Raw genomic sequence first — 24,366 nt, 5'->3', positions numbered from 1 at the left:
ATGTTTTTAGTCTATGTAGGTTAGATAGCTAGAGTACTTTTTGTTCTCGCCTTCTATTATTTTGAAAAACTCACTTTGTAGTTTCTTGGTTACCTCTCCTCTTTTGCCACTTCCAACTGGTCTAAAGTCATAGTTACATATAGGAGTTATCTCAGCTGCAGTCCCTGTGAAAAAGGCTTCATCAGCTATATAAACTTCATCTCTACTGATGCGTCTTTGCTCTATCTCTATGCCTAAGTCACGTGCTAGGTTTAGCACGGTGTTGTGAGTTATGGATTCTAAAGCTGTGTCATAAGGTGGGGTTATAAGCTTGCCATCTCTTACTATACAAAAGCACTCTCCACTACCTTCAGCTATAAAGCCAGTGTCATCTAAAAGCAAGGCTTCATCAAAGCCGGAGTTAATGGCTTCAAACTTTGCCATCTGAGAGTTTAGATAGTTTGCAGCAGCTTTTGCCTTGTTTAAGTTAGTCTTAGCGGAGTTTCTTACATAAGAGCTAGTTTTTACTTTGATTCCATTTTCTAGGGCACCTTCACCTAGGTAAGTACCCCACTCCCAAGCAGCAATGGCTACTTTTACAGGGGCTTCTTTGTGATAAACACCCATAACGCCATATCCTAGATAGACTATAGGTCTTATGTAGACATTGCCCTTATAGTCATCTCTGTTAGTTTTAAGTAGATTAATCTGTGCTTTTTCAAGTTCTTCTTTTGAGTAAGGACAATCTATTAGCAAAATCTTACAAGAGTTAAGTAGCCTTTGTGTGTGTTCATGAAGTCTAAAGATAGCTAGGCCTTTTTTGGTCATATAAGCCCTCACTCCTTCAAAAGCAGCGTTTCCATAGTGTAAAGTGTGAGATAGTACATGTGTTGTGGCATCTTTCCAAGGGACTAGTTTGCCATCCATCCAGATGTATTTGGCTTCTTTTATCATTTTGTTACTCCTTAAATTGTATTAGATATCTATGAGGCCTTAAAAGTAGGCTTTGAAGTTTGGTAGGTTTTAACTTCATTATATAAGCTATCTCTTTGCACTGGGATAAAGCCTGCATCTGCTATCTGTGCTACCATCTCTAGCTCATCTACTCCTTGCTTGCTTTTTGCTCCAGCTGCACTTTGTATGCTTTCTTTTTCTATAGTGCCATCCATATCATCAGCGCCAAACTCTTGGGCGACTAGGGCAAGATTAAGCCCTAAAGATGCCCAGTAGGCTTTTATATGAGGGATGTTTGAAAGGATAATCCTAGCGATGGCTATAGTTTTTAAGATCTCTTGTCCGCTAGGAGAGGCTTTGATGTTTAAAAAGTTATTATGAGTTTGATAAAGCAAAGGCACAAAGGCGTTAAAGCCACCTTCTTTTGCTTCAACGCGTGCTTCATCTTGCTGTATAGCCCTAAGACGTAGCATGTGATCTATCCTGTGATTTCTAGATTCTATATGGCCAAAAAGCATAGTGGCATTACTCATCTTGCCCATTTTGTGCCAGATGTTGTGGATTTTAAGCCAGTTTTCACCACTTACTTTTCCATGGCAGATCTTTTTTCTAATGCCAGAATCAAATATCTCAGCTCCACCACCGGGCATAGAATCTACTCCAGCCTTAGCCAAGTCTTCTAAGGCCTTTTCATAGCTAACGCCAAACTTTCTATGCAAGAAGTCTACTTCAGCCCCACCCATAGCCTTTAGATGCACTTTAGGTATGGCCTTTTTTATAGCAGAGAAAAGATCAAAGTACCACTCATAGCTATGGTTTGGGTTGTGTGCACCTACTACGTGAAGCTCTAAAGCACCATTATTAAAACTCTTAACGCCTTGATAGACTATCTCATCTATACTCATCTCATAAGCATTTGGATTTTTTCTGCTTGCACTAAAAGCACAAAACTTGCACACATCTGAGCAGATATTGCTTGGATTAATATGTCTGTTGGTGTTAAAAAAGACTTTTTTGCCATACTTTGGTACTCTTAAGCTGCTAGCTGCCTCACCTAAAGTAAAGATATCATAGTCATAAAGTTTTTCTAACTCATCAGCACTTACGCTATTTACATCCTTTAATGCCCTATCTAATACGTCCATGGTCCACAACCTTTTTACTTTTCATATAGTTATATAGTATCTTTTAAAATTTTAACATTTTTAAGTTTTGATTGTTATGTTAAAATTTAAACACAATTTAAACTGGTAAGGAAACCTATCCCCATGACAAACTTTAAAAAATTCAACAAAAACTTACTAAAAACCGCTGGCGTATTAGCACTTGTAAGCAGTAGCGCAGGAGCTTTAGAGTTTGGAAGCATGGGAAATTTAAGCACTTCTATGGGTGGAGCTGGGGTTGCTTTAAGAAGTCCTTTTGGGCTTTATTATAACCCAGCACTTATAGCAAGTGGAAGCAAGTCAAGATTTGGCTATAGCTTTGGTGCATCTATCAGGGAGCATAATGTAGATAAAGCTTTGCCCATCTTGTCTAATATGGACAATATCTCCAATACACTTGGGAATCTCGCATCATCTTTTGGCGGTGGCAACAGTCTTAGTGCTATGGCTAATGGTGCTGGTGGCAGTGGTACAGTTGCAAGCACTGCTGTGCTAGCTGCAGCTGCTGCAAACTCTCCTAGCAGTGGTAATACTAATAGTACAGGAGGGGCAAGCGGGACAAATGGTACTCCTAGTAACTTACAAGACATTATAAGAAACGCACTTAAAGCTGCTGATAAAAATGGAAGCACTGGTGGTAGTGGCGATGTAAATGGCGAAAACCTACAAAAACTTTTTGAGCAATATCAAACAACTCATAATGGTAATTTTGGTCCGCTAGTTGAGCAAGTAGTAAAGGCGGCTGAAGGAGCAAATCTGCCTTCAGACCAAAAAGACCTTATAACCCGCGTGGCTAATGGTGTGGACTGGAATAATGTAAAGTTTGATGGTAATGGTATATCTACTATAGCCATTAGAAAAGGTCAAAGCCCAGAGTTAGATAACGTTATGAAAGATATTAATACCATACAAGATATCTTTAAGTCTAACAACATCAACATTAGAAGCCAAAACGGTATAGCCTTACAGCTTACTAGTCCTTATCTAAAGTCAACCTTTGGTGCTTTAGCCTTTGGTGTCTTTAATGACACTCATGGCAACATCAGCATAAAGTCTGACCCTAGCAGGCTTAGACTTATAGTAGGAAGTGGTGATAACTATAGTGAGCTTAGCACTTCTTCAAGTGGCTATACTTTTAGTAAGTCTAGTGAAAACGACTATAACAACCACTCCCTTATAGCTAGCCTTCAAAATGGAAACAGTAAAGCGGTTAACTCACTTTTTATCCTTACTGAAGTGCCTATAGGCTACGCTTATAGTATAGCCTTGCCGGGATCTAACCTAAATGTAGGTATAGCACTAAAGTACATGAACGCCTATGGTATGTATAACGAAGGCAGTATAAGTGACTTTATGGGTAGCTTTCAAAACAACGTTAAAAATATGGAAAATGCAAGCTCTTATGGTATAGATGTGGGTGTGAACTACGACTTAAACCTCTTTAGCGATAGTGCCCTAAGTGTAGGTGTGGTAGCTAAAAATATAAACACTCCAAAGTTTAACTTTAAGCATGCTACAGCCATCATAAAGCCTCAGTATAGAGCAGGGATCGCTTATAATGGTGATTACTTCTCAGCTGCCTTTGATGCTGACTTAGCACCTAATGAAGTCTATCCTTTTGCTGCACAAAATGGTGCTAGTTTGCTTTTAAGCCAGATGATAGGTGGTGGTGCAAAAGTAGGCTTTAAGTACGTAGATATAAGAGCAGGGCTTGCTTACGACTTAAGACAAAGGGGTAATGGAGTGATAATGACTGCTGGTCTTAACCTCTTTGGCTTCTTAGATATAAGTGCTCAAGTAGGCACTAGTACTTTTGAGTATCAAGGCTACACCATACCAAAATACGCAGATGTTAGGATAGGTGGAAGCTTTTCTTGGTAGCCTAGCTTCATCTTAACTTTAGAATCTAAAAGCTTAAAAGCTTTTAGATTCCACACTTTTAACTTTCTAGCTTTTTTAAAAATAACCTAGTTTTTTAAAGACACAAAAAGCCCTAGCCTTTTAGACGTCTTAGTCCTTCTATAAGAAAAAAGCCCTTCTTCTTTAAAAGTATCAGCTTCTTCATAGTAGATATTTTTAGATTCTAAAACCATTAACTGAGACTTAATAGCACTTTCTAAATCAAAGTAAAACTTAGAATCTTTTTCTTTGCAAAACTTTTTTGCCCTTACATAGATTTCACTTCCTACTTCATAGCTGCACCACTTTATATGAGGACTTACATAAGCAAGTATAGAATCTAATCTTGCCCCTTTAGATTCTAAAAGCTTTATAGCTTTGCTAACTATGCCTTTAAGCACCCCCTCACGCCCAGCATGAAGACTAACATAGGCGCTTAAGTCTTTAGCATAAAGCAAGATTCCAGCACAGTCTGCCATCTTTATAAGGCTAACGACGTTGTGGTCATTAGAGTAGATAGCATCTGCTTCTATCACCTTGCCTTCATGTATGTCTTTACAATCCACTATCAAGTCACCATGTACTTGCTTTAACTCACAAAGCTTTTTGTCCCCAAAAAGTCTAAGCATATCTTGCTTGTCTTTAAAACTACAAGCATCTTTGCTTGCATCACTCATTATAAAATCTACACACTCATCTCTAAAAAGCCCCAAGTCTTTTGAGTTTTTAAACACATCATCCCCTTTATCTATCTATCAAAGCTATACTATCTTATGAAACCCTAATCGTAGCAAAAGGAGTATAGACCATGAAGATAGTTAGATTTAGACACAAAGATAAGGTTAGTCTTGGGGTGCTTGAAGGTGAAGAGATAAAAGTCTTGCATGAAAAAAGCATCAAAAAGCTTATAAAAAAACATGACTTTGGTCTGAAAGATAAAAGCTTCAAGCTTAGTGAAGTAGAGCTTCTTGCCCCTATGGCTAGACCTAAGCAAGATGTTATCTGCCTTGGCATTAACTACATGGATCACGCCAAAGAAAGTGCTAAGTTTAAAAAAGAAAGCTTTGATGGCAAGCGTGAAGAGGCAGTCTACTTCTCAAAACGGGTTAATGACTTCACTAACCCAAATGCCACAGTTAAGATAAACTCAAAAACTAGCCAGCTTGACTATGAGTGCGAGCTAGCTTTAATCATAGGCAAAGACGCCCATAATATAAAAGCAAAAGACGCAAAAGACTATATCTTTGGCTACACCATAGGTAATGATATCAGTGCTAGGGACTTACAGCTTAAGCATAAGCAGTTTTACGCAGGCAAAAGTCTAGAATCTTCCTTACCACTAGGCCCTGTTATACTCCTAGCTTCTAAAGATGAGAATCCAGACACTTTAAACTTAGATGTTAAAACCTATGTTAACGGAGAGCTTCGCCAATCTAGTAATACAAAATATCTTATCTTTAACATAGGCTATGTTTTAGAAGAGCTTTCATCTTACTTTCTTATAAAAGCTGGCAGCATCATACTTATGGGCACTCCTAGTGGCGTGGGCATGGGGTTTAATCCACCTAAGTTTTTAAAAGCAGGAGATGTAGTAAAGTGTGAGATAGAAAAAATAGGCACGCTTACTACTACTTTTAGCTAAGTATTAAGAGGCAGCCTGTAAGTCATGTCTTGACTGCTAGGAAGGTCTTTTGGAGCGAGGCGTCATAGCAGAGCTTTTAGATTCTATAAACTTATAGAATCTATTTTTATATCCACTAAGTCACATTGTGTGTTTTATATCACCTAGCCATCATCGTTGTAAAACGTACTCTAAGCCACATAGGTATATTGCCAAGTGATATAAAGTATAAAAACTTATTCATAGCACCGGGCACTGATATAAGCCTACCTTTTTTCATAGAATCTATAGCTTCGCGTGCCACCTCATCAGGAAGCATGGCGTTTTTAAACATACTAGAGCCTTTTACTTTAGCCCTCTTTTCAAAGTTAGTCTTAGTAGCCCCGGGTAGCAAGATAGTTACTTTTATATTTTGTTCATATCTTAGGGCTATGGCTAAGCTTTTCACATAGGTCTTAGAAGCAGCGTAGGCTGCTAGACTAGGAAAAGGAGAAAGGGCAGCCATAGAGCTTAGAAATAAGATCTTAGATTCTAAAACCTTATCAGTTGAAGCAACTAGCATGGGAAGCAAGGCTGAGGTTAAAAGCGTTAGTGTTTTTACATTTAGATCTAACATGTTGCTAAGGTCTTTTTGGTCTTGGTCTATAAGCTTGCCATAAAGCCCAACGCCTGCGTTATTTATAAGATAGCTTAGCTTTATGCCATGTTCTCTTATAAAGCCTAAAATTTTTTCAATGGCAAAGTCTTCGTTTAGATCTAGTCCTAATGTGTGTACTTTTAGGCTATAGATTTGAGTTAGACTTACTGCTAACTCATCTAGTGCATTTTTATCCCTTGCTACTAGCATGAGAGGGATGCCAAGACTTGCAAGCCTTGTAGCTATACTTTTGCCTATGCCGCTGCTTGCGCCAGTTATAAGTGCGAACATGTTTTATCCTTTTTTGGAATCTTTTAAGTCTTTGACTTCTTTTTCTAATTCTTTAACTTCTGCTGCTGTGTCTTTTATGATTATCTCATCTTTATGTAACCTAGCTTTTTTAGCTTGACGTCTTGCTATCCTTTCTTCTTGCAACCTTAGGGCTTTTTCTTCATCGTAGTTAAACACAGGAAGTCCAAGCTTATAATAGATCGCCAAAGCCCTAAAACTAAAGCCTACAATTAGTGTGATGATTACTATTAAAGTGTGATTTAACTCCGTTTTAAGAAGTAGATAATAAAGGATGCAAGTTACTATACTAACTCCAGCGTAAACTTCTTTTTGAAAGACTAGTGGGATCTTATTACACAAAAGATCGCGCAAGATGCCTCCAGCTACTCCGGTAAATACCCCAGCTACCACGCAGACTATGATTCCATGACCTAGGCTTAAAGCCTTATCAACCCCTATGATACTAAAAGCTACAAGCCCTAAAGCATCTAAAAGTAAAAAAAGCTTGCCAAATCTAGCTAGAAAGTAAGGCATGGCAACAGTTAGAAGGCTTACTACACAAAGCATTAAAACGTATTCTGGGTGAAGCACCCACGTAGTTGGGTAGCTTCCAAGTACGACATCTCTAACAGTCCCCCCACCAATGGCTGTTAGAAGTGATATAAGCATAACGCCAAAAAGGTCCATCTTGTGACGCCCAGCAGCCAAAGCCCCAGTTATAGCTTCAGCTATGATTGCTATTATGTAAAGTACAAACAAGATCATGCTTTATCCTTAGGTAAGTTGATTTATAATTTCTACTAGATATATTTTATAAGGAATATTTATGATAGTTACACGATTTGCACCAAGTCCTACTGGAAATCTACATATAGGAGGATTAAGGACTGCACTTTATTGCTATTTATACGCTAGGAAAAATCACGGTAAGTTCTTACTTAGGATAGAAGATACAGATACTGAGCGAAACTCACAAGCAGCACTAGATTCTATCCTTGAGGCGTTTGAGTGGACAGAGCTAGAGCACGATAGTCCTATGTGGTTTCAAAGTAAAAGGCTTGATATCTATAAAAGCTATATACAAAAGCTACTAGATTCTAAAAAGGCTTACTACTGCTATCTAACTAAAGAAGAGCTAGAAAGTGAACGCCAAAAGACTAAAAACCTTAAAGACTTTACCAGAAAGTATAGGGACTATGAAGGCGCGCCAATACAAGGAATCCCACCAGTAGTTAGGATAAAAGCACCTCTTAGTGGTGATGTGACATTTATAGATGGCATAAAAGGCAAGATAGTTATAAGTGCTAGCGAGATAGATGACTTTGTTATAGCTAGAAGTGATGGCACTCCAACTTATAACTTCGTAGTAGCTATAGATGATGCACTAAGCGAGATAAGTGATGTTATAAGAGGGGATGACCATGTAAGCAATACTCCTAAACAAATCCTTATCTATGAAGCCTTAGGCTTTAAAGTGCCAAAGTTTTATCACGTACCTATGATATGTAATGAAGCTGGGGCAAAGCTAAGCAAGAGGGATGGGGCACTAAGTGTTTTAGAGTATAGAGATGCTGGGATCTTGAAAGAAGCCTTGCTTAACTTCTTATTCCGTCTTGGGTTTAGCCACGGGGATCAAGAGATATTTTCCATGAAAGAGATGCTAGAAGTCTTTGATCCAAGCGAGATTAATAACTCAGCTTCAGCTTGTAACTTTTCTAAGCTTATGTGGCTTAACTCTCACTATATAAAACAAAAAAGTATGAAAGAGCTTTTAAGTCTACTTAAGATGGACTTAGAAGAAAACAAAAGAACTGAGTGTTTGCTAGAAGCACTTAAAAGCCGTGCTAATACCTTAAATGACTTTAAGCTAGGGATAGAATCTATCCTAGAAAAGCCACGCTATGATGAAAAGATGGATTCTAAAGTTAGCCCTTTAGCCCTAGCAAGTTTGCCAGTTGTTGAAGACTTTGACTTTCAGAGTTTAGATTCCATAAAAGAGGCCTTGCATAATCTTAAGCTTGATTATAAGATAGGCATTTTTATGCAAGCACTTAGATGTGCTTTACTTGGTAAGCCCGGCGGTATAGATTTAGGCGAGTGTCTTTTTATACTAGGTAAAGATGAAAGTTTAGAGCGTATAAAAGCTTACTTAGAATCTAAGAAGTAAAAGCTATCTTTTTTAACTCTAGCCTAAAACCCTATCTGTTATATAATGGCTTTTACATTTAAGGTAGGCAGGTTTATATGAGGTTTAAAGAAGAGGGAAAAGAAGAATTTTTAGGTGAGCTTTACTATAAATATGGAGCAAAAAAAGAAGACTTTGAGAGGTTTAAAAAAGCACTTACAAAATACCTTAAAACCCTAGATAGCCTGCAAACTCAAGGTGAAGACTCGCTAGTAGCTGACGCTTTAAAGCCATTATTTACCGAGCTTGGTTTTATTACTCAAACCAAAAGCAAAAGTGAAGGCTTTAAAGGAAAGAGTGAGATAGATTTAGTCCTTAAAAAAGATGGGTGTATTCAAGTTATCATAGAGGCTAAAAGACCAAAATCTAAAGAGTTTTTTAGTGCTAACACTCCTAATACAAAAGCCCTGCATGAAACTATCCTTTATTACTTTAGACTAAGAGAGAATAGGAATACTTCTTTAAAATATATCATCGTCACAGACTTTTATAGATTCTTTATATTTAAAGCTAGGGACTTTGAAGTGCTTTTTTATGAAAATAAAGACTTTAAAAATTTATATAAAAACTTTATAGACGATAAAAGCTTATTAAAGGGCAATAATGCGTTTTATAAAGAAGCAAGCAAGAACCTAGATAAGAACTTAGAAGGTGCAAGCCTTAAGCTAAATGGACTTTTTTTAAACCTAAAAGACATAGAGCTAAAAAAACTAAAAGATGAAAAATCCAGCCTTAAGATACTTAAGCCCTATTTTAAAGCCTTTAGCAAAGACTTTCTTTTAGGCGAGTTTAATCCAAACGATGCTAATAAGCTTAATACAAACTTTTATAATGAACTTCTTTACTTACTTGGACTAAGCGAGCAAAAAGTAGATGGTAAAGTTTTAATCCTCCCTAGTCCTGAAAGCTTGCAACAAAAGGGCACACTTTACTACAACATCTTAAGCAATGTCACTGAAAGCCATAAAGATATGGAAGATTTAAAAAAAGGCATGCTTAATGAAAATGTCCTCCAGATACTAATCATCTGGATAAATAGAATCTTATTTCTAAAACTTTTAGAATCTAGTCTTATAAGGTTTAACGGCGATAAAAACTTAGCCTTTCTAACAACTACAAAAATAGAGACTTATGATAGGTTAAATGATCTCTTTTTCAAAGTCCTAGCCATAACAAAAGAAAATAGAAACTCACAGCAAGTAAGAGAACTTGACTATATCCCCTACCTTAACTCTTCTTTGTTTACAAGAGATGAAAAAGAGCTTATAGAGATGAGTGCTTTAGATAACGCCATGTCTTTAGAGTACTTTAACTCCACTCAGATAAAAGATACTAATGGCAAGAAAAAACATGGGGAAGTAAACTGGCTAGAGTATCTTTTTACTTTTTTAGATAGTTTTGACTTCGGGGATAGTAATAATGAAAGCGAGTTAAAAGAAGATAAAGAACTAATAAACTCTAGTGTCTTAGGACTAGTCTTTGAAAAACTTAATGGCTACAAAGAAGGGAGTTTTTACACCCCTAGTTTTATCACCTCATATATGAGTAAAGAGGCTTTAGAAAAAGTTGTTATCGATAAGTTTAATAAAACCAATCCTAAATGGAACGCCTTATATCTAGAACATATTAAAGCAGAGATAAAAGAAGAGATACAAGAAGAGAAAAAAAGTACTAGAAGTGATAGTGAAGCCATATTAGCTAAACACAAAGCAACTTTAGGTTCCATTCGCATCTGTGATCCAGCAGTTGGTAGTGGACACTTTTTAGTCTCAGCACTTAATACTATGATAGAGATATATAGTACTTTAGGTTTGCTTTCTGAAGCAGATAAGATTACCGCGGTTAATGACGAGCTAGAAGTAATATACAACCACTCTAAAACTTTTATCTATAAACGTCCTGAAAACCTAAACGACCCTAGACAAAAGATACAAGAAGAGCTTTTCAACCTTAAAAAAGACATCATAGAAAACAACCTCTTTGGTGTTGATATAAACCCTAACTCAGCAGCCATCTGTCGCTTACGTCTTTGGATAGAGCTACTTAAAAGTAGCTACTATCAAAGCTTAGATTCTACCTATCACGACTTAAACACTCTGCCTAATATTGATATCAATATAAAGTGTGGTAACTCGCTAGTTGCTAATATAGACACAAGCAAAACAACAAAATCTTTATTAAAAGATCTAACAACTAAGGCATCTCAAAAAAGAGACTTACTCAACTATGAAGAGGTTGAAAAAACTGCAGACAATCTAAAAAGAAAGTTTAAAGAGCAACTAGCAAAATATAAAGAAGCAGTTTACAACTATAAGAATGAAACAGATAAGGGTATCAATTCGCTTATTAAAGAAGATATAAAAAAATCTAAAGAATTTATATTATCTATGTTTAAAGAAGCATCCACAGAATCTGTCAATTTTAAATATCTTCTTACAAACTATCTAAAAAGCTATGGCTATAGTGGTATAGATAATGTTAGTTTTGATGGTATAGAAATAAATAGTCGCATAAAAGATAAGTTGAATGATTATGTGAAAAGTTATAATTTATATAAGATAGTAGATACGCGAACTAAGTGTTGCAAGGTTGATAAAAAAGTTTTTGATGCACTTATTAAAAGTATGGACATATATGAAACTTTTAAAAAACGTGATAGTTTCGAGTGGCGTTTTGAATTTCCAGAAGTGCTAGATAGTGATGGCAACTTTATAGGCTTTGATCTAGTTATAGGTAACCCTCCTTACATAAGACAAGAAGCTCTCAAAGATCTCAAAGATGCACTAAAAAACTATCAAGTTTTTAACTCTACTTCTGATATCTATACTTACTTTTATGAAGCTGGATTTAACATCTTAGCAGAGAAAGGGATCTTATCTTTTATAACTTCTAATAAATGGTGCCGTGCAAAGTATGGCGAAAAGCTAAGAGAGTTTTTACTAAGAAACACTACTCTTTTAATCTATGCTGACTTTAATGGAGTGAAAGTTTTTGATAGTGCCACTGTTGATACTTCTACTTTGTCATTTCAAAAAGGGCACACAAAAGCAAACTATAACTTAAAGTATATAAATCCCACTTCAAGAGACATAAGCACTTCTGATACATCAAATATATCTATATCTAATCTCAACAAAGAAGCTTTTATATTTAGCGATACTTCAGTCTACAACCTAAAAGCTAAGATAGAAAGCAAAGGTACTTCACTAAAAGACTGGGATATATCCATAAACTACGGAATCAAAACTGGATATAACAAAGCTTTTATCATAGATACTGCTAAAAAAGATGAGATATTAAACGCTTGTAAAAGCGAAGTTGAAAGAAAAGCAACTGCTGAAATTATAAAACCCATTTTACGAGGCAGGGATATAAAAAGATACTCTTACAACTGGGCGGGATTGTGGATAATATGCACATTCCCGGCTTTTAAATTAGATATAGATTTCTATCCTAGTTTAAAATCTTACTTAGAATCCTTTAGACCAAGGATAGATCAAAGCGGTGAAAAAGACTGCCGTAAGAAAACTAGCAATAAGTGGTTTGAAACACAAGACAACATAGCTTATTACGGCGATTTTGCTAGGCAGAAAATTGTGTACAGTGAGATAGTTCAAGAACCGCAGTTTTGTTTAGATTCTAATGAAGGATTTTTTGCAGAAGCTACAAGCTTTATCTTGGTGGGTAGTAACTTGGAGTATCTTTTGGGATTATTACACTCAAAGCTTGCCACTTTTGCTTTTAAAAGGTTTTATGCAGGTGGTGGTCTAGGAGAAAAAGGATATAGATACAAGAAGGTTTTTTTAGAATTGCTACCTGTGCCAAAACCAGATTCCATTAATCAAGCTTTATGCGATGAAGTTATAGCCTTAGTAGACCAAATCCTAGAATCTAAAAAGCAAGACATAAACGCTGATACAAGCGAGCTAGAAAAAACTATAGATTCTATAGTTTATAAACTTTATGGCTTAGATGAAAAAGATATAAAAGTTATAGAGTCTTAGCTAATAAAAATAAAAAGACAGCTAGTGCAAACAAGTCTTAACTAACGTGGCAACCTTGCTCTGCATATTTTAGCCTTTAGATTCTATTAACTCTATTTCTTCGATACTTAGATTATATAGTTTATAAATCATAGAATCTACTTCTTGTGCTTCTAAAGACGCGTCTTTGTTTTCTTTTTTAAATTTTAGTATTTCACTTGCTAAGTAAGTAATTGATTTTATTAGGTTGCTATTTTCAAAGCTTGGCTTTATGATAGGTAGTTTCTCTACAAATATTTTTGACATCTCATATCCACTTGCCCCTAAAGTAGCTCCTATTAATTTAAAATACCAAAAGTTTAGTTTTGAGTTTAAAACACTAGTTAGATATTCAAGATTTTCTGTTTCACTGGTTATGATGAAACATTTTTGATTGGTCATATATCCTTCTTTATCATAAACTGCGACAAATTCACTAGCCATATTTGGATACACAATTTTCTGCCTAGCAAAATCGCCGATATATGCGCAGTTTCTTAGATTATAAGGTGTATCACCTTTATCACTACGTACTATCAACTTGTCATAATAAGAATCAAAATGCAACTTTAAGGTCGGATGTTCCTCTATATCTACACGCGGAATCTTATTGCCTTTAGAATCTATATATCCATTGTGAGTATTAATTATCCACAATCCCGCCCAGTTGTAAGAGTATCTTTTTATATCCCTGCCTCGTAAAATGGGTCTAATATCATTATTAAAACCAATCTGCAAGGTATAAGATGATATACGCCTATATAAGAGTAAGTAGTGATAGACAAACTGTAGAAAACCAACGCTTTGAGATAGAAACCTATGCTAAAAAGCAAGGGTTGGCTATAGATGAAATGTGGGAAGAAACCATGAGTGGTAAAATAGCTATAGATCATAGAAAGCTTGGACTTTTAAGAAAGAAGCTTAAAAAAGGAGACTTACTACTAGTGCCTGAGCTTTCAAGACTTGGAAGAAGTCTGCTTAATGTTATGTCTTTTTTAAATGAGTGTGTAGAAAAAGGTGTACAAATCTACTCTTTAAAAGAAAAGTTTGAGCTAGGAGACAACATCCAAAGCAAGGTTATAGCCTTTGCTTTTAGCTTAAGTGCTGAGATAGAAAGAACGCTTATCTCCCAAAGGACTAAAGAAGCCTTAGCAAGACTTAGAGCTGAGGGTGTAGTGCTTGGTCGTCCTAAGGGAGCTAAAACTAGAATAGAGCTACATCCTTGCTATCATGCTATGGCAAAGATACTAGAGTGGGATGCTAAAGGTATGAGTCATGCAAATATAGCTAAAAGAGTAGGAGTTCATAGAGATAGTCTAAGACGTTTTTTAATAGCTAGTGGGAATAAGAACTTACTCAAAGGTAGAAACTACTAATATATAAATGTTGAATTAATGGGCATCTAAAATATTGACTTCGAAATTTGGAATAATTAGGTGTGATTATAAAATATAAGTAGTGGTGGCTTGAGGCGGAATCGAACCACCGACACGAGGATTTTCAGTCCTCTGCTCTACCGACTGAGCTATCAAGCCAACTTGTTAAGTTTAAAAGCAAATAAGGGCTAAATTGTGCCCTTACTTAGCTTAAATATAGCTTAACTACCCACTTTAAGATCTTTATATAGCTTGTAAATCTTGCCTTTATAAGCACAAAGCCACATTTAGAATCTAAAAAAGCTTAGCCGTTATGCAAAGTTAGCACTTAGTGGCTTTTTAGCTAGCAAGTGAAAGTGAAAGTGAGGCACTTCTTGGCCGCTATCTTTGCCAGTATTTGTAACTAGTCTATAGCCACTTTCTTTTACACCTAAGATATCTACTACTTCTTTTATAAAAGCAGTCATCTCTTTCATAGTCTCACCATCTATGTCATTAAAGTCTTTTATAGGAGCTTTTGTTATGATTAAAGCGTGTACTGGGGCTTTTGGGGCTATATCATAAAAGCTTAGGAACTTTTCATCTTCATGTATCTTTTTGCAAGGAATCTCACCTTTTACAATCTTTTCAAATATAGTCATAACTCTTTCCTTTTTAGTGTGGTAGTAAGGCTTAATTATAAGCTAGATTTGATAAAATCAAAAAAATTTAAAAAGGTGGCATATGGAAGAGTTAGTTAGGCTTTTAGAAATGCTTAAGTGTGTGAAAGATACAAAGGAGCTAGAGAACTTAAGAGTGGCTATAGGCGGCAAAAATGGCGTCTTAACCTCGCTTTTTAAAGAGTTAAAAGATATGGATGGAGAAGCTAAAAAAGAGCAAGCCTCTAAGGTTAATAAGCTTAAAAAAGACTACGATAGCCTCTTAGAATCTAAAAAGAGTGAGCTAGAAAGTAAAGAGCTAGATGGTGCTATGGCTAAAGAAAGGCTTGATGCTTCACTATTTAATGCAACCACTCAGTTTTATAGCCTAGAAGGGCAAAAAGATTCCAAAAAAGACTTAAGCCTTCACATGCAAGGTATCTCAGAAGGGCACCCAATACACAGGATGCAAGATATCATCATAGACTACTTTACTAACTTAAACTTTTCGCTAGAAGATGGTCCACTTATAGAAGATGACTTTCATAACTTCGAAGCACTTAATCTTCCTAAATACCACCCAGCACGCGACATGCAAGATACTTTCTACTTTAAAGATTCTAAGCTTTTAAGGACGCACACTAGCCCTATACAGATAAGAACTATGGAGGCAAAAAAGCCACCTTTAAGGATGATATGTACAGGTCCTACTTTTAGGCGTGACTATGATCTAACTCACTCACCTATGTTTCATCAAGTAGAAGGCCTTGTCGTAGAAGAAGGTGATAATATAAGTTTTGCTAACTTAAAGTATCTTTTAGAAGACTTTTTAAAGTTCATCTTTGGAAGTGAGACTAAAGTGAGATTCCGCTCTAGCTTTTTCCCTTTTACTGAGCCAAGTGCTGAGGCTGATATAAGCTGTGTTTTTTGTAAGGGCAAAGGCTGCAGGGTGTGTTCTCATACTGGCTGGCTAGAAGTGCTAGGCTGTGGCGTGGTAGATAGCAATGTTTTTAAAGCAGTTAACTACGAAGGCGTTAGTGGCTATGCCTTTGGGCTAGGAGTAGAGCGCCTTGCTATGCTTAAGTGGGGTATAGGTGACTTAAGAAGCTTTTTTGAAACAGACCTAAGATTATTGGAGCAATTTTAATGATAGTAACTACATGTGCACTAAAAGCCTTTTTAGATATACAAAATCTAGACTTAGAAGAGGTTTGCAATAGGCTTAGTTCCCTTGGTCTAGAGATAGAATCTACTCACAAGATAAGCGTACCTTCAAAGGTCGTAGTAGGCAAGATAGTAAGAAGAAAAGCCCATCCTAATGCTGAAAGACTAAGCATATGTGATGTTGATATAGGTGAAGAGATCTTGCAAATTGTCTGTGGGGCAAGAAATGCTAGGACTGATCTCTTTGTAGCAGTTGCTTTAATAGGTGCTAGTCTTCCTCCTAAAGGAGAGTCTACGCTTCCTTTTAACATAGTAAAAAGCACCATTAGAGATATAGAATCTTATGGCATGCTTTGTTCTAGTGAGGAGCTTGGTCTCCCAGTTTTGGGTGAAGGGATAATGGAGCTTGATAGCAGTATAGGCGAGCTAGTCTTAGGTAAAGAGCTAAAAGAGTATGCTGTTTTTAATCAAGACGTTATAGAACTAGGCATCACTCCAAATCGCGGGGACTGCCTTTATGTCTTAGGAGTGGCTAGAGAGATAGCAAGTAGTTTTAATCTTATCTTAAAAAGTTTGCCAGCAGGGGATAATTCCCTTGCCATAGGAGTAGGTAGAATCTTGCAGCTTTTAAGTCATGGCGAGCTAGATGCTAGCTTGATGTATAAGATAGTTGAGATAAAAGATATGTTTTTGCCTTTAGTTATAGCCTTAAGCCTAGGTATAGCTAAGAGATATAAACAAGAAAAGATTGAAAACTTCCTAGAGTATGCTACTTATATGAGTGGCGTGGTATTTAACGCTTATCCTTTAGATGATAAGGAGATATCAGCTAGTGGTGATACAGTCAAGCTAGATATAAGAAGGGATGAGCTAGGGTTAGAATCAGTTTATTCCATAGTTAAAAAAGGTGATGTAGAAAATGTCAATAAGCTTAGTACTATAGGTGTTAAACGCTACGAGGTAGCACCTAATGACTACCCAAGAACCTTTGTCATAGAAGCAAGTCACATACATCCAGATACTATCTCTAATGAGATCTATAAAGTCAAAGATAAAGTAGCACAAGACAAAGATGTAACCTATCTTTCAACAAGGGGATCTAACTCTAATCTTGAAGTTGGCATGGGCTTTCTTTGCACTCTCTTTGATAGCTTAGAAGATGTGGTGGTTTACTCAGGTGAACAAAAGATCATGCACAAGCTTGAACCTTTAAATATAGATATGACTTTTAGCTACATATCAAAAGTTATAGGTAATCATATAAGCAATGACGAGATAGCCATCATCTTAAAAAGGCTTAACTTCTTACTAAAAACAACTTGCGATGAAGACTACTTTATACTAACTCCTCCAATTTACCGCTTTGATATAGTCAACCGCCAAGATGTCGCAGAAGAGATACTTCGCTGCATGGGCGTGCAAAATATCCATTCTAAGCCTTTATTAATAGCACAAACCCTAAACACCTCTCCTGCTTACACTAAGCACAAACTTACAAGGGATATAAGAGTTAAGGCACTTTCTCAAGGGTTTTATGAGTGTTTGCACTATGTGTTTGCTTCAAGTCAGAGACTTTTAGACCTAGGCTTTAAGCCTTTAGATGAAGATAAAGCTTTGCTTAATCCTATCACTAAAGACTTAGATACATTACGCCCTAGCCTTATGCCTAATATCTTAGAATCTATGGAGCGAAATAAGAACTTAGGCTATAAGTCAGTTAGCTTTTTTGAGATAGGGACAGTTTATAATGAAAAAAGAGAAGCTAGCTTAAAGATAGCCTTTGGGGTTTGTGGAGATAAGCTAGTGCCAAGCTATCCTAACCCTAAAGGAAGGGAGTGGGAGTTTTATAGCTTTTGTGAGTGCTTATCTAAGGTGGTAGATAACTTTAGGCTTGTTAATGTAAGTGATGCTAAAGAAGAGATAGCTAATAGCTTATATCATCCTTATCAAAGTGCTTTTGCCTATCAAGATGAACATAAGCTTGGACTTGTCTCAAAGCTAAATCCTAAAGTGTGTGCGATGTATGGCTTAGAAAATGTCTTTTATGCTGAGTTTGATATGGACTTAATCTTAAAAGGAAGGCTTGCTAAGCTAGAGCATAAAGCTAGGACTTACTCTGCCTTTCAGGCTTCAAGAAGAGATCTAACTGTGTTAATAGATTCTAAGATCCCTTTTTCTAGTATAAGAGATGGCTTACAAAAAGCAGGGCTAGATTCAATAGTTGGCTTTTATCCGCTTGATGTGTATAAAGAAAGCGAAGACTTGCATGCTTTAACTATACGTTTTATCTTGCAGTCTAGTTCTAAAACACTTGCACAAGAAGATATAGAAGAAGATATAGCTAAGGTCTTAAAGCTTTTAGAATCTAACTTTGATGCTAGATTGAAATAATAAATCTATAAAAGGAGATTTTATGCCAGTAGAAAAAAAGCAGCTAAAACCTGGTGACTTAGCACCAAACTTTGAGCTACCAAACTCTGATAATGTAAACATAAGCCTCCAAGACTTTGCAGGCTTTGTAGTAGTGCTTTACTTTTATCCTAAAGACAACACTCCAGGCTGCACACTAGAGGCTACTGACTTTACTGGCTTAAAAGCTGAGTTTGCAGCTAAAGGGGCTATAGTCATAGGAGTTAGTAAAGATAGCCCAGCAAGTCATCAAAAGTTTATAGATTCTAAAAGTCTTGATGTGGTGTTACTAAGTGACAAAGATAATGCAGTAGCTAAAAAATACCATGCTTTTGGTAAAAAGATGATGTATGGCAAGGAAGTAGAAGGGGTTATAAGATCAACTTTTATCATAAAAGATGGCAAAGTGGATAAGGCTTTTTATAATGTCAAAACAAAAGGGCATGCCTTAGAAGTTTTAAACAGTATTTAAAGGTAAATGTTTTAGAATCTTCATCATATCAACAAAGGAGTTTGAGATGTTTCACGAGTATAGAGAAGAGGTTTCTTACCTAAAGCAAAATGACGCACATTTTGATAAGATTTTTGAGGAACATAACGAGCTAGACCAAAAGATAAAAAATGCAGAGCAAGGAATCATTCCTTTATCTACACAAGAAATAGATGTCTTAAAAAAAGAAAAGCTAAAACTAAAAGATGAGGTTTGGGAACTACTAAACCGCTACTTGCAAGAGAAAAAAGCCTAAGAAGAAAAAAGGCTTAAGAAAAAGCCTAAAGTTGCTTAAAAGCTTTTTGTAATAGCTAGATTGCAAGGGTTAGGTTAGATTCCTAGCGTTTTAGAGGCTGGCTTTTTTTGCTAAGACAAAAAAGGCTAGTTGATATATATTTCATATACTTACTTAATCATTACATCAAATCATATAAATTTAAAGATTCTATCATGAGCGCTAAATTCACCCACTTACATTTACATACTGAGTTCTCCTTACTAGATGGTGCTAATAAACTAGATGCACTTTGCAATCAGATAAAAGCCCTTGGCATGGACAGTGTTGCTATGAGTGATCATGGCAATATGTTTGGTGCTATAAAGTTTTATACCACCATGAAAAAAGCTGGCATAAAGCCTATCATTGGCATGGAGGCTTATATTCACAATAAAGAAGACTTAGGAGATAGGTCAAGAACTACTCCAAGGTTTCATCTTTGCTTATTTGCTAAAGATGACATTGGCTATAAAAACCTTATGTATCTAAGCTCAAGAAGCTTTATGGATGGACGCTACTTTGGCTTTCCGCGAATAAACAAGAAGCTTTTAAGAGAGCATAGTAGTGGCTTAGTTTGTAGTAGTGCTTGCTTGCAAGGGGAGATAAGCTGGCATCTAAACACTAGAAGTGAAAGAAACCTCTCCATGGGTGCACGTGGCTATGAGGGTGCTAAAGAAGCAGTAGCTGAGTATCAAGATATCTTTGGTGAAGACTTTTATATAGAGATCATGCGTCATGGTATAAGAGAGCAAAACGACATAGATGATAATCTTATACGTCTAAGTCTAGAAACTGGCGCTAAGCTTATAGCTACTAATGATTCCCACTATAGGGTAAAAGAAGATGCTAGCATGCAAGAAGTGGCTATGTGCATAGCTATGGGCAAAACCCTAGCTGATGCTAATCGCCTTCGCCATAGCGTGCATGAGTTTTATGTAAAAAGCCCTGAAGAGATGGCAGAGCTTTTTGCTGACTTACCAGAAGCACTTAGCAACACTCAAGAAATAGCAAATAAGTGCAACCTTGAGATAGATTTAAAAAACAACGATTCTAACCCACCAACCCCACCAACTTTTAAGTTTGCTAAAGAGTGTGCTTTGCAAGATGGAGTAGACTTTGTTGATGAAGCAGGCTACTTTAGATATAAGTGTGAAGAAGGACTTGCAAAAAGACTAACTATCATAGATGAAAGTAAGCATACTATCTATAAAGAAAGATTAGCACGTGAGATGGACACCATAGAATCTATGAAGTTTCCGGGTTATATGCTTATAGTTTGGGACTTTATAAACTACGCTAAGTCTAATAAGATCCCAGTAGGCCCAGGTCGTGGTAGTGCTGCTGGATCACTAGTGGCTTTTTGCTTAGGCATAACTGATATAGACCCTATAAAGTATGATCTTTTATTTGAAAGATTCTTAAATCCGGAGCGGGTTTCTATGCCAGATATCGATACAGACTTTTGCCAAAGAAGACGAGGCGAGATGTTTGAGTATATGAGTAATAGATATGGCAGAAACAACGTAGCACAGGTTATAACCTTTGGTAAGATGCTAGCTAAGTCAGTTATTAGGGATGTTGCGAGAGTTTATGACATGCCTTATAAAGAATCTGATGAGTTTGCAAAACTTATACCCAAAGAGTTAAATATCACTTTAAAAGATGCCTTTCTTAAAGAGCCTAAGATAAAAGAGCTTACAGATGCTAATCCTAAGGCTAAAGAAGTTTGGGAGATGGCTTTAAAGCTAGAAGGGCTTAATAGAAACGCAGGTATCCACGCTGCAGCGCTTGTGATTGATGGTGAAAAAGAGCTTTGGAACAAAGTGCCTTTATATGTCCCAGAAAAGACTAAAGATAACATCCCAGTTACTCAGTACTCCATGAAACACCTTGAAGAAGTAGACCTTATAAAGTTTGACTTCTTAGGACTAAAGACTTTAACTGTGATACAAGATGCCCTTGATATCATCGCTGAGACTAGTGGCAGGCATATAAACTTCTTAGAAGTTGATGCTAATGACCCAGAAGTCTATAAGACCTTGCAAAGTGGAAACACACTAGGCATCTTCCAGTTAGAATCTAATGGTATGCAAGATATTAATAAAAGGCTGCGTCCTACTTGCATAGATGATGCCATAGCCCTTATCGCCCTCTATCGTCCCGGCCCTATAGAATCTGGTATGACAGCTGACTATATAGAAAGAAAGCATGGAAGGGCTAAGATAGAGTATCCATTCAAAGAGTTAGAATCTATCTTAAAGCCAACTTATGGAGTTATAGTCTATCAAGAGCAAGTTATGCAGATAGTGCAAGTTATAGGTGGCTTTAGTCTAGGAGAAGCTGACCTTGTAAGAAGGGCTATGGGTAAAAAAGATGCTAAGGCTATGGATGATTCTAAGTCTAAGTTTGTGCAAGGTGCTAAGAAAAATGGCTTTGATGCAGCTAAGGCAGGCGCACTTTTTGACTTAATAGCTAAGTTTGCTGAGTATGGGTTTAATAAGTCTCACTCAGCAGCCTATGGGATGTTGGTGTTTCAAACTGCTTATCTAAAAACCTACTATGAACATGAGTTTATGGCAGCTATGCTTACAAGCGAAAGTAATAAGATAGAAGCAGTAGCTAAGTATATAGATGAGGTAAAAGCCCTAGGCATAGCTATAGCTAATCCTCACGTAAACCACTCCATGATAGACTTTTCTGTGATTAAAGATGAGACAAAAGATAAAGGTGCAAAAGACTATAAAAAGATAGTCTTTGGGCTAGGGGCTATAAAAGGTGCAGGAACTGAAGCACTAAAAAATATCATAGAAGTTAGAAAAGAAGGTGGCGTTTTTGTAAACTTTGCTGACTTTGTAGCACGCGTAGACTTTAACAAGATAAGTAAGAGAATCTTAGAGCCACTTATAAAGTCTGGTAGTCTAGATGATCTAGGCTATACAAGACGTGCCTTACTTGAAAATATAGACTATATCTGTGATATGGGCAGGGCAGTTACTAGGGCTAGGAGGGATCAAGAAGGTGGCAGTATGCTTTTTGCCGAGTACAAAGCTGATGTCCAGTTAGAGTTTAAAAATGTAAAAGAGCTAGATTCTGGGACTATCTTAGAGTATGAGTATGAGAGCTTAGGCTTTTATGTAAGTGGGCACCCACTAGATGCTTATAGAGATAGGATAAATGCTACAAAGGGCATAGCTAAGATTGTAGAAGCACTAGAGCTTAAGTCTAACTCCTTTGCTATGTTTGCTTGCAAAGTGCTTAGTGTTAATAGAAAAATAGGCAAAAGTGGCAAGATTTATGGTGTGCTTAACGTCATGGATCTAACCGGCAAGCTAGAATTTACCGTCTTTGAAAACCAGCTAAATGCACTAGATGAGCTAAATGCCAACTTAGAAGATCCAAACGAACCTATCTGCTTTAAGTGCAAGATAGAAAAAGATGACGATGATGAAAATGACATAAAACTGCAAGTTAGAGTTTTAGAGCTTTTATCACTAAGTGAGGCAAAAAACGCAAAAGTGACTTTGAAGTATGATAGGGCAACACAAAAAAGTGAGATACCAGATACTAGTGAAGTAACCCCGCTAGATATCAAGTTTAAAAATATAGACTTAAAAGAAGCCCTCTGCGTAGTCTTTGAATCTAACTTTGATAGTAAAAAACTTGATCTAATAGCCTCTAAGGCTAAAGAGTGTGAAGGAAGCACGCCTTTAATCTTGCAGTTTGTAAAAGATGGCAGTGTGTATGAGTTTCAATCAAATCTAAAAGTAGATAAAAAGATAGCTTCCTTGCTGCCTGATTTTAAATGGATGCAAAGAAGTGATAAAGAGTTAGCTTAGAAATATATGATTGCCATGTAAAAGATTATGCCTTCTCCTAGCATGCGATATAAATAAAATTAGATTCTATAAATTTATAGAATCTAAAAATATTTGACTGTTTATAAATAACCCACTCCCAGTACTCCCTTATGTCAAGATGGGAACTAAAAGAAGCCCTAAAAACATCATGAAGGGGAGCTAAAGGATACTTGTATAAAAAAAGAAAGAAAGATATTTATGCTACTTTTGGCTTGTGCTTTCTTGCCACTAAGATAGAATATAAAACTTTAAAACACCTAGCATATGCAATGCTTAAATATAACTTTTTAAACATTTCTTCATTTTTAGCACTATAATTCTTTTCGATTTATTTATGGCCTAAGGATATTACGTGAGTGACTTAAAAGTAGCTTTCAAGATTAGTCTTCCCATACTCATAGGCTACTTAATGCTAGGAGGGGCTTTTGGCATACTCTTAGGCGATGCTGGCTTTAGCGTGCTTTGGTCTATTGCTATGGCAGTTTTTATCTATGCTGGGGCTATGCAGTTTGTCGCAGTTGGTTTGCTTAGCATGGGTGCTAGTCTTACTTCTGTGTTTATCTTAGCACTTGTTGTAAACGCAAGACAGATTCTATATGCTATGGCTATGTTTAAGGACTTTAGCGCCTTTCCTTTAAAAACTAAGCTTTATATGTTTTTTAGCCTAACTGATGAAACTTTTGCACTTCTTAGTATCAACTCTAGCATCAGCCAAAGGGCTAAGTTCTTCCTTGCCTTGCTTAATCACATATACTGGATACTTGGCTGCATCATAGGCTCTCTAATAGGTGATAAGTTTAGCATCAAAGGCATAGAGTTTGTGCTAAGTGCTGTTTTTGTAGTCATACTTTTAGAGCAGATTAAAACTAGTAAGTCTTACTTTGGAGCCAGTCTTGGCATAGTTGTAGCGCTTATCTGCTTGGCTATATTTGGCAAAGAAAGCTTTTTAGTACCTTCCATGGTAGCCATAATAGTTCTTCTTTTTGCATTAAAAGCTTTGCGTTTTAAACCCTTGCGTGACTAAAAGATATAAAGGAGAAAAACTTGAGTGATATAGATATAACCCATGCTATCTTAATAGTTATAGTCATCATCATAGGGACTATTATCCCGCGATTTTTACCTTTGTCTATCTTTAGCTTTTCTCCCATACCTCCACTTCTTGCGTGGCTTTCAAGAAAGATAACCCCTTGTATCATAGGCATGCTTATAGTTTACTCACTAAAAGATATCAACTTATCTCATAGCCCTTTTGGAAGCTATGAGGGTTTAGGAGTTTTAAGCACTATTATTATCTATCTTATCTTTAGGCGTTCTTCTTATGGCGGTCTTTTAGCCATCTTTCTTTCAACTATCTTTTATATAGCACTAGTTAACTTTAAGCCCTTTGGCTAAGGGGCTTAA

At 36.5% G+C, this 24,366-nt stretch carries 18 protein-coding genes, 1 tRNA gene and 1 pseudogene; 12 read left to right on the top strand and 8 right to left on the bottom strand.

Going from position 1 to position 24,366, the window contains the following annotated elements; all coding sequences use genetic code 11:
* Positions 1 to 6: 6 nt before the first annotated feature.
* Positions 7 to 930 (bottom strand): branched-chain amino acid transaminase, encoded by a 924-nt coding sequence (locus BKH40_RS01685; protein ID WP_095276731.1) that lies wholly within the window; start codon positions 928 to 930, stop codon positions 7 to 9.
* Positions 931 to 962: 32 nt separating this feature from the next.
* Entirely contained in the window at positions 963 to 2,078 is a 1,116-nt protein-coding gene (gene mqnE / locus BKH40_RS01680) for an aminofutalosine synthase MqnE (protein ID WP_095276282.1), read from the bottom strand.
* A gap of 123 nt (positions 2,079 to 2,201) precedes the next feature.
* Between mqnE and traF the strand changes: the two genes are divergently transcribed.
* Positions 2,202 to 3,977 carry a conjugal transfer protein TraF gene (traF, locus tag BKH40_RS01675; RefSeq protein WP_095276280.1) on the top strand — a complete coding sequence of 592 codons (1,776 nt, stop codon included), beginning with the start codon at positions 2,202 to 2,204 and terminating at the stop codon, positions 3,975 to 3,977.
* A gap of 86 nt (positions 3,978 to 4,063) precedes the next feature.
* Here the strand turns inward: traF and BKH40_RS01670 are convergent, their stop codons facing one another.
* Positions 4,064 to 4,729 (bottom strand): polyphenol oxidase family protein, encoded by a 666-nt coding sequence (locus BKH40_RS01670; RefSeq protein WP_095276278.1) that lies wholly within the window; start codon positions 4,727 to 4,729, stop codon positions 4,064 to 4,066.
* 74 nt (positions 4,730 to 4,803) lie between these two features.
* On the opposite strand from BKH40_RS01670, the gene BKH40_RS01665 reads away from it, so the two are divergent.
* Positions 4,804 to 5,637, top strand: a complete 834-nt coding sequence (locus tag BKH40_RS01665; RefSeq protein WP_095276277.1) for a fumarylacetoacetate hydrolase family protein — start codon at positions 4,804 to 4,806, stop codon at positions 5,635 to 5,637.
* Positions 5,638 to 5,776: 139 nt separating this feature from the next.
* On the opposite strand, the gene BKH40_RS01660 is transcribed toward BKH40_RS01665, so the two are convergent.
* Complete coding sequence (locus BKH40_RS01660; RefSeq protein ID WP_095276275.1) at positions 5,777 to 6,544, bottom strand: SDR family NAD(P)-dependent oxidoreductase; 768 nt, start codon at positions 6,542 to 6,544, stop codon at positions 5,777 to 5,779.
* Positions 6,545 to 6,697: 153 nt separating this feature from the next.
* Positions 6,698 to 7,309, bottom strand: a pseudogene (locus BKH40_RS01655) (trimeric intracellular cation channel family protein); the annotation flags it as partial.
* Positions 7,310 to 7,364: 55 nt separating this feature from the next.
* Here BKH40_RS01655 and gltX point away from each other — a divergent pair.
* Complete coding sequence (gene gltX / locus BKH40_RS01650; protein WP_095276272.1) at positions 7,365 to 8,711, top strand: glutamate--tRNA ligase; 1,347 nt, start codon at positions 7,365 to 7,367, stop codon at positions 8,709 to 8,711.
* A 77-nt stretch (positions 8,712 to 8,788) separates the two neighbouring features.
* Entirely contained in the window at positions 8,789 to 12,733 is a 3,945-nt protein-coding gene (locus BKH40_RS01645) for an Eco57I restriction-modification methylase domain-containing protein (protein WP_095276270.1), read from the top strand.
* Between the two features lie 69 nt (positions 12,734 to 12,802).
* On the opposite strand, the gene BKH40_RS01640 is transcribed toward BKH40_RS01645, so the two are convergent.
* Complete coding sequence (locus tag BKH40_RS01640; protein WP_180675056.1) at positions 12,803 to 13,489, bottom strand: TaqI-like C-terminal specificity domain-containing protein; 687 nt, start codon at positions 13,487 to 13,489, stop codon at positions 12,803 to 12,805.
* Between the two features lie 8 nt (positions 13,490 to 13,497).
* Here BKH40_RS01640 and BKH40_RS01635 point away from each other — a divergent pair, with 8 nt between their 5' ends.
* Positions 13,498 to 14,127 carry a recombinase family protein gene (locus BKH40_RS01635; protein ID WP_095276267.1) on the top strand — a complete coding sequence of 210 codons (630 nt, stop codon included), beginning with the start codon at positions 13,498 to 13,500 and terminating at the stop codon, positions 14,125 to 14,127.
* An 83-nt stretch (positions 14,128 to 14,210) separates the two neighbouring features.
* Here the strand turns inward: BKH40_RS01635 and BKH40_RS01630 are convergent.
* Together BKH40_RS01630 and BKH40_RS01625 are read right to left on the bottom strand one after the other, a co-directional pair.
* A tRNA-Phe gene (locus tag BKH40_RS01630) sits at positions 14,211 to 14,286 on the bottom strand.
* A 152-nt stretch (positions 14,287 to 14,438) separates the two neighbouring features.
* On the bottom strand, positions 14,439 to 14,768 hold the full coding sequence (locus BKH40_RS01625) for a histidine triad nucleotide-binding protein (protein ID WP_095276265.1): 330 nt from the start codon (positions 14,766 to 14,768) through the stop codon (positions 14,439 to 14,441).
* Between the two features lie 82 nt (positions 14,769 to 14,850).
* Between BKH40_RS01625 and pheS the strand changes: the two genes are divergently transcribed.
* From pheS to BKH40_RS01590, 7 genes are all read left to right on the top strand, one after another.
* On the top strand, positions 14,851 to 15,912 hold the full coding sequence (gene pheS / locus BKH40_RS01620; protein WP_095276263.1) for a phenylalanine--tRNA ligase subunit alpha: 1,062 nt from the start codon (positions 14,851 to 14,853) through the stop codon (positions 15,910 to 15,912).
* Complete coding sequence (pheT, locus tag BKH40_RS01615; RefSeq protein WP_095276261.1) at positions 15,912 to 18,320, top strand: phenylalanine--tRNA ligase subunit beta; 2,409 nt, start codon at positions 15,912 to 15,914, stop codon at positions 18,318 to 18,320. Before pheS ends, pheT begins: the two co-directional genes overlap by 1 nt.
* A 22-nt stretch (positions 18,321 to 18,342) precedes the next feature.
* Positions 18,343 to 18,810: a peroxiredoxin gene (locus BKH40_RS01610; RefSeq protein ID WP_095276259.1), complete on the top strand. Its 468-nt coding sequence runs from the start codon at positions 18,343 to 18,345 to the stop codon at positions 18,808 to 18,810.
* A 46-nt stretch (positions 18,811 to 18,856) separates the two neighbouring features.
* Entirely contained in the window at positions 18,857 to 19,084 is a 228-nt protein-coding gene (locus tag BKH40_RS01605; RefSeq protein WP_095276257.1) for a YdcH family protein, read from the top strand.
* A gap of 194 nt (positions 19,085 to 19,278) precedes the next feature.
* Positions 19,279 to 22,941: a DNA polymerase III subunit alpha gene (gene dnaE, locus BKH40_RS01600; RefSeq protein WP_095276255.1), complete on the top strand. Its 3,663-nt coding sequence runs from the start codon at positions 19,279 to 19,281 to the stop codon at positions 22,939 to 22,941.
* Between the two features lie 373 nt (positions 22,942 to 23,314).
* On the top strand, positions 23,315 to 23,986 hold the full coding sequence (locus tag BKH40_RS01595) for an AzlC family ABC transporter permease (protein ID WP_095276253.1): 672 nt from the start codon (positions 23,315 to 23,317) through the stop codon (positions 23,984 to 23,986).
* 20 nt (positions 23,987 to 24,006) lie between these two features.
* Positions 24,007 to 24,357, top strand: coding sequence for an AzlD domain-containing protein (locus BKH40_RS01590; RefSeq protein ID WP_180675054.1), 351 nt, complete (start codon positions 24,007 to 24,009; stop codon positions 24,355 to 24,357).
* Positions 24,358 to 24,366 lie beyond the last annotated feature (9 nt).

This window comes from Helicobacter sp. 11S02629-2, from assembly GCF_002272875.1.
Taxonomy (GTDB): domain Bacteria; phylum Campylobacterota; class Campylobacteria; order Campylobacterales; family Helicobacteraceae; genus Helicobacter_I.
The sequence above is the reverse complement of the archived record's forward strand: the minus strand, read 5'-3'. Positions and strand labels throughout refer to the sequence as shown.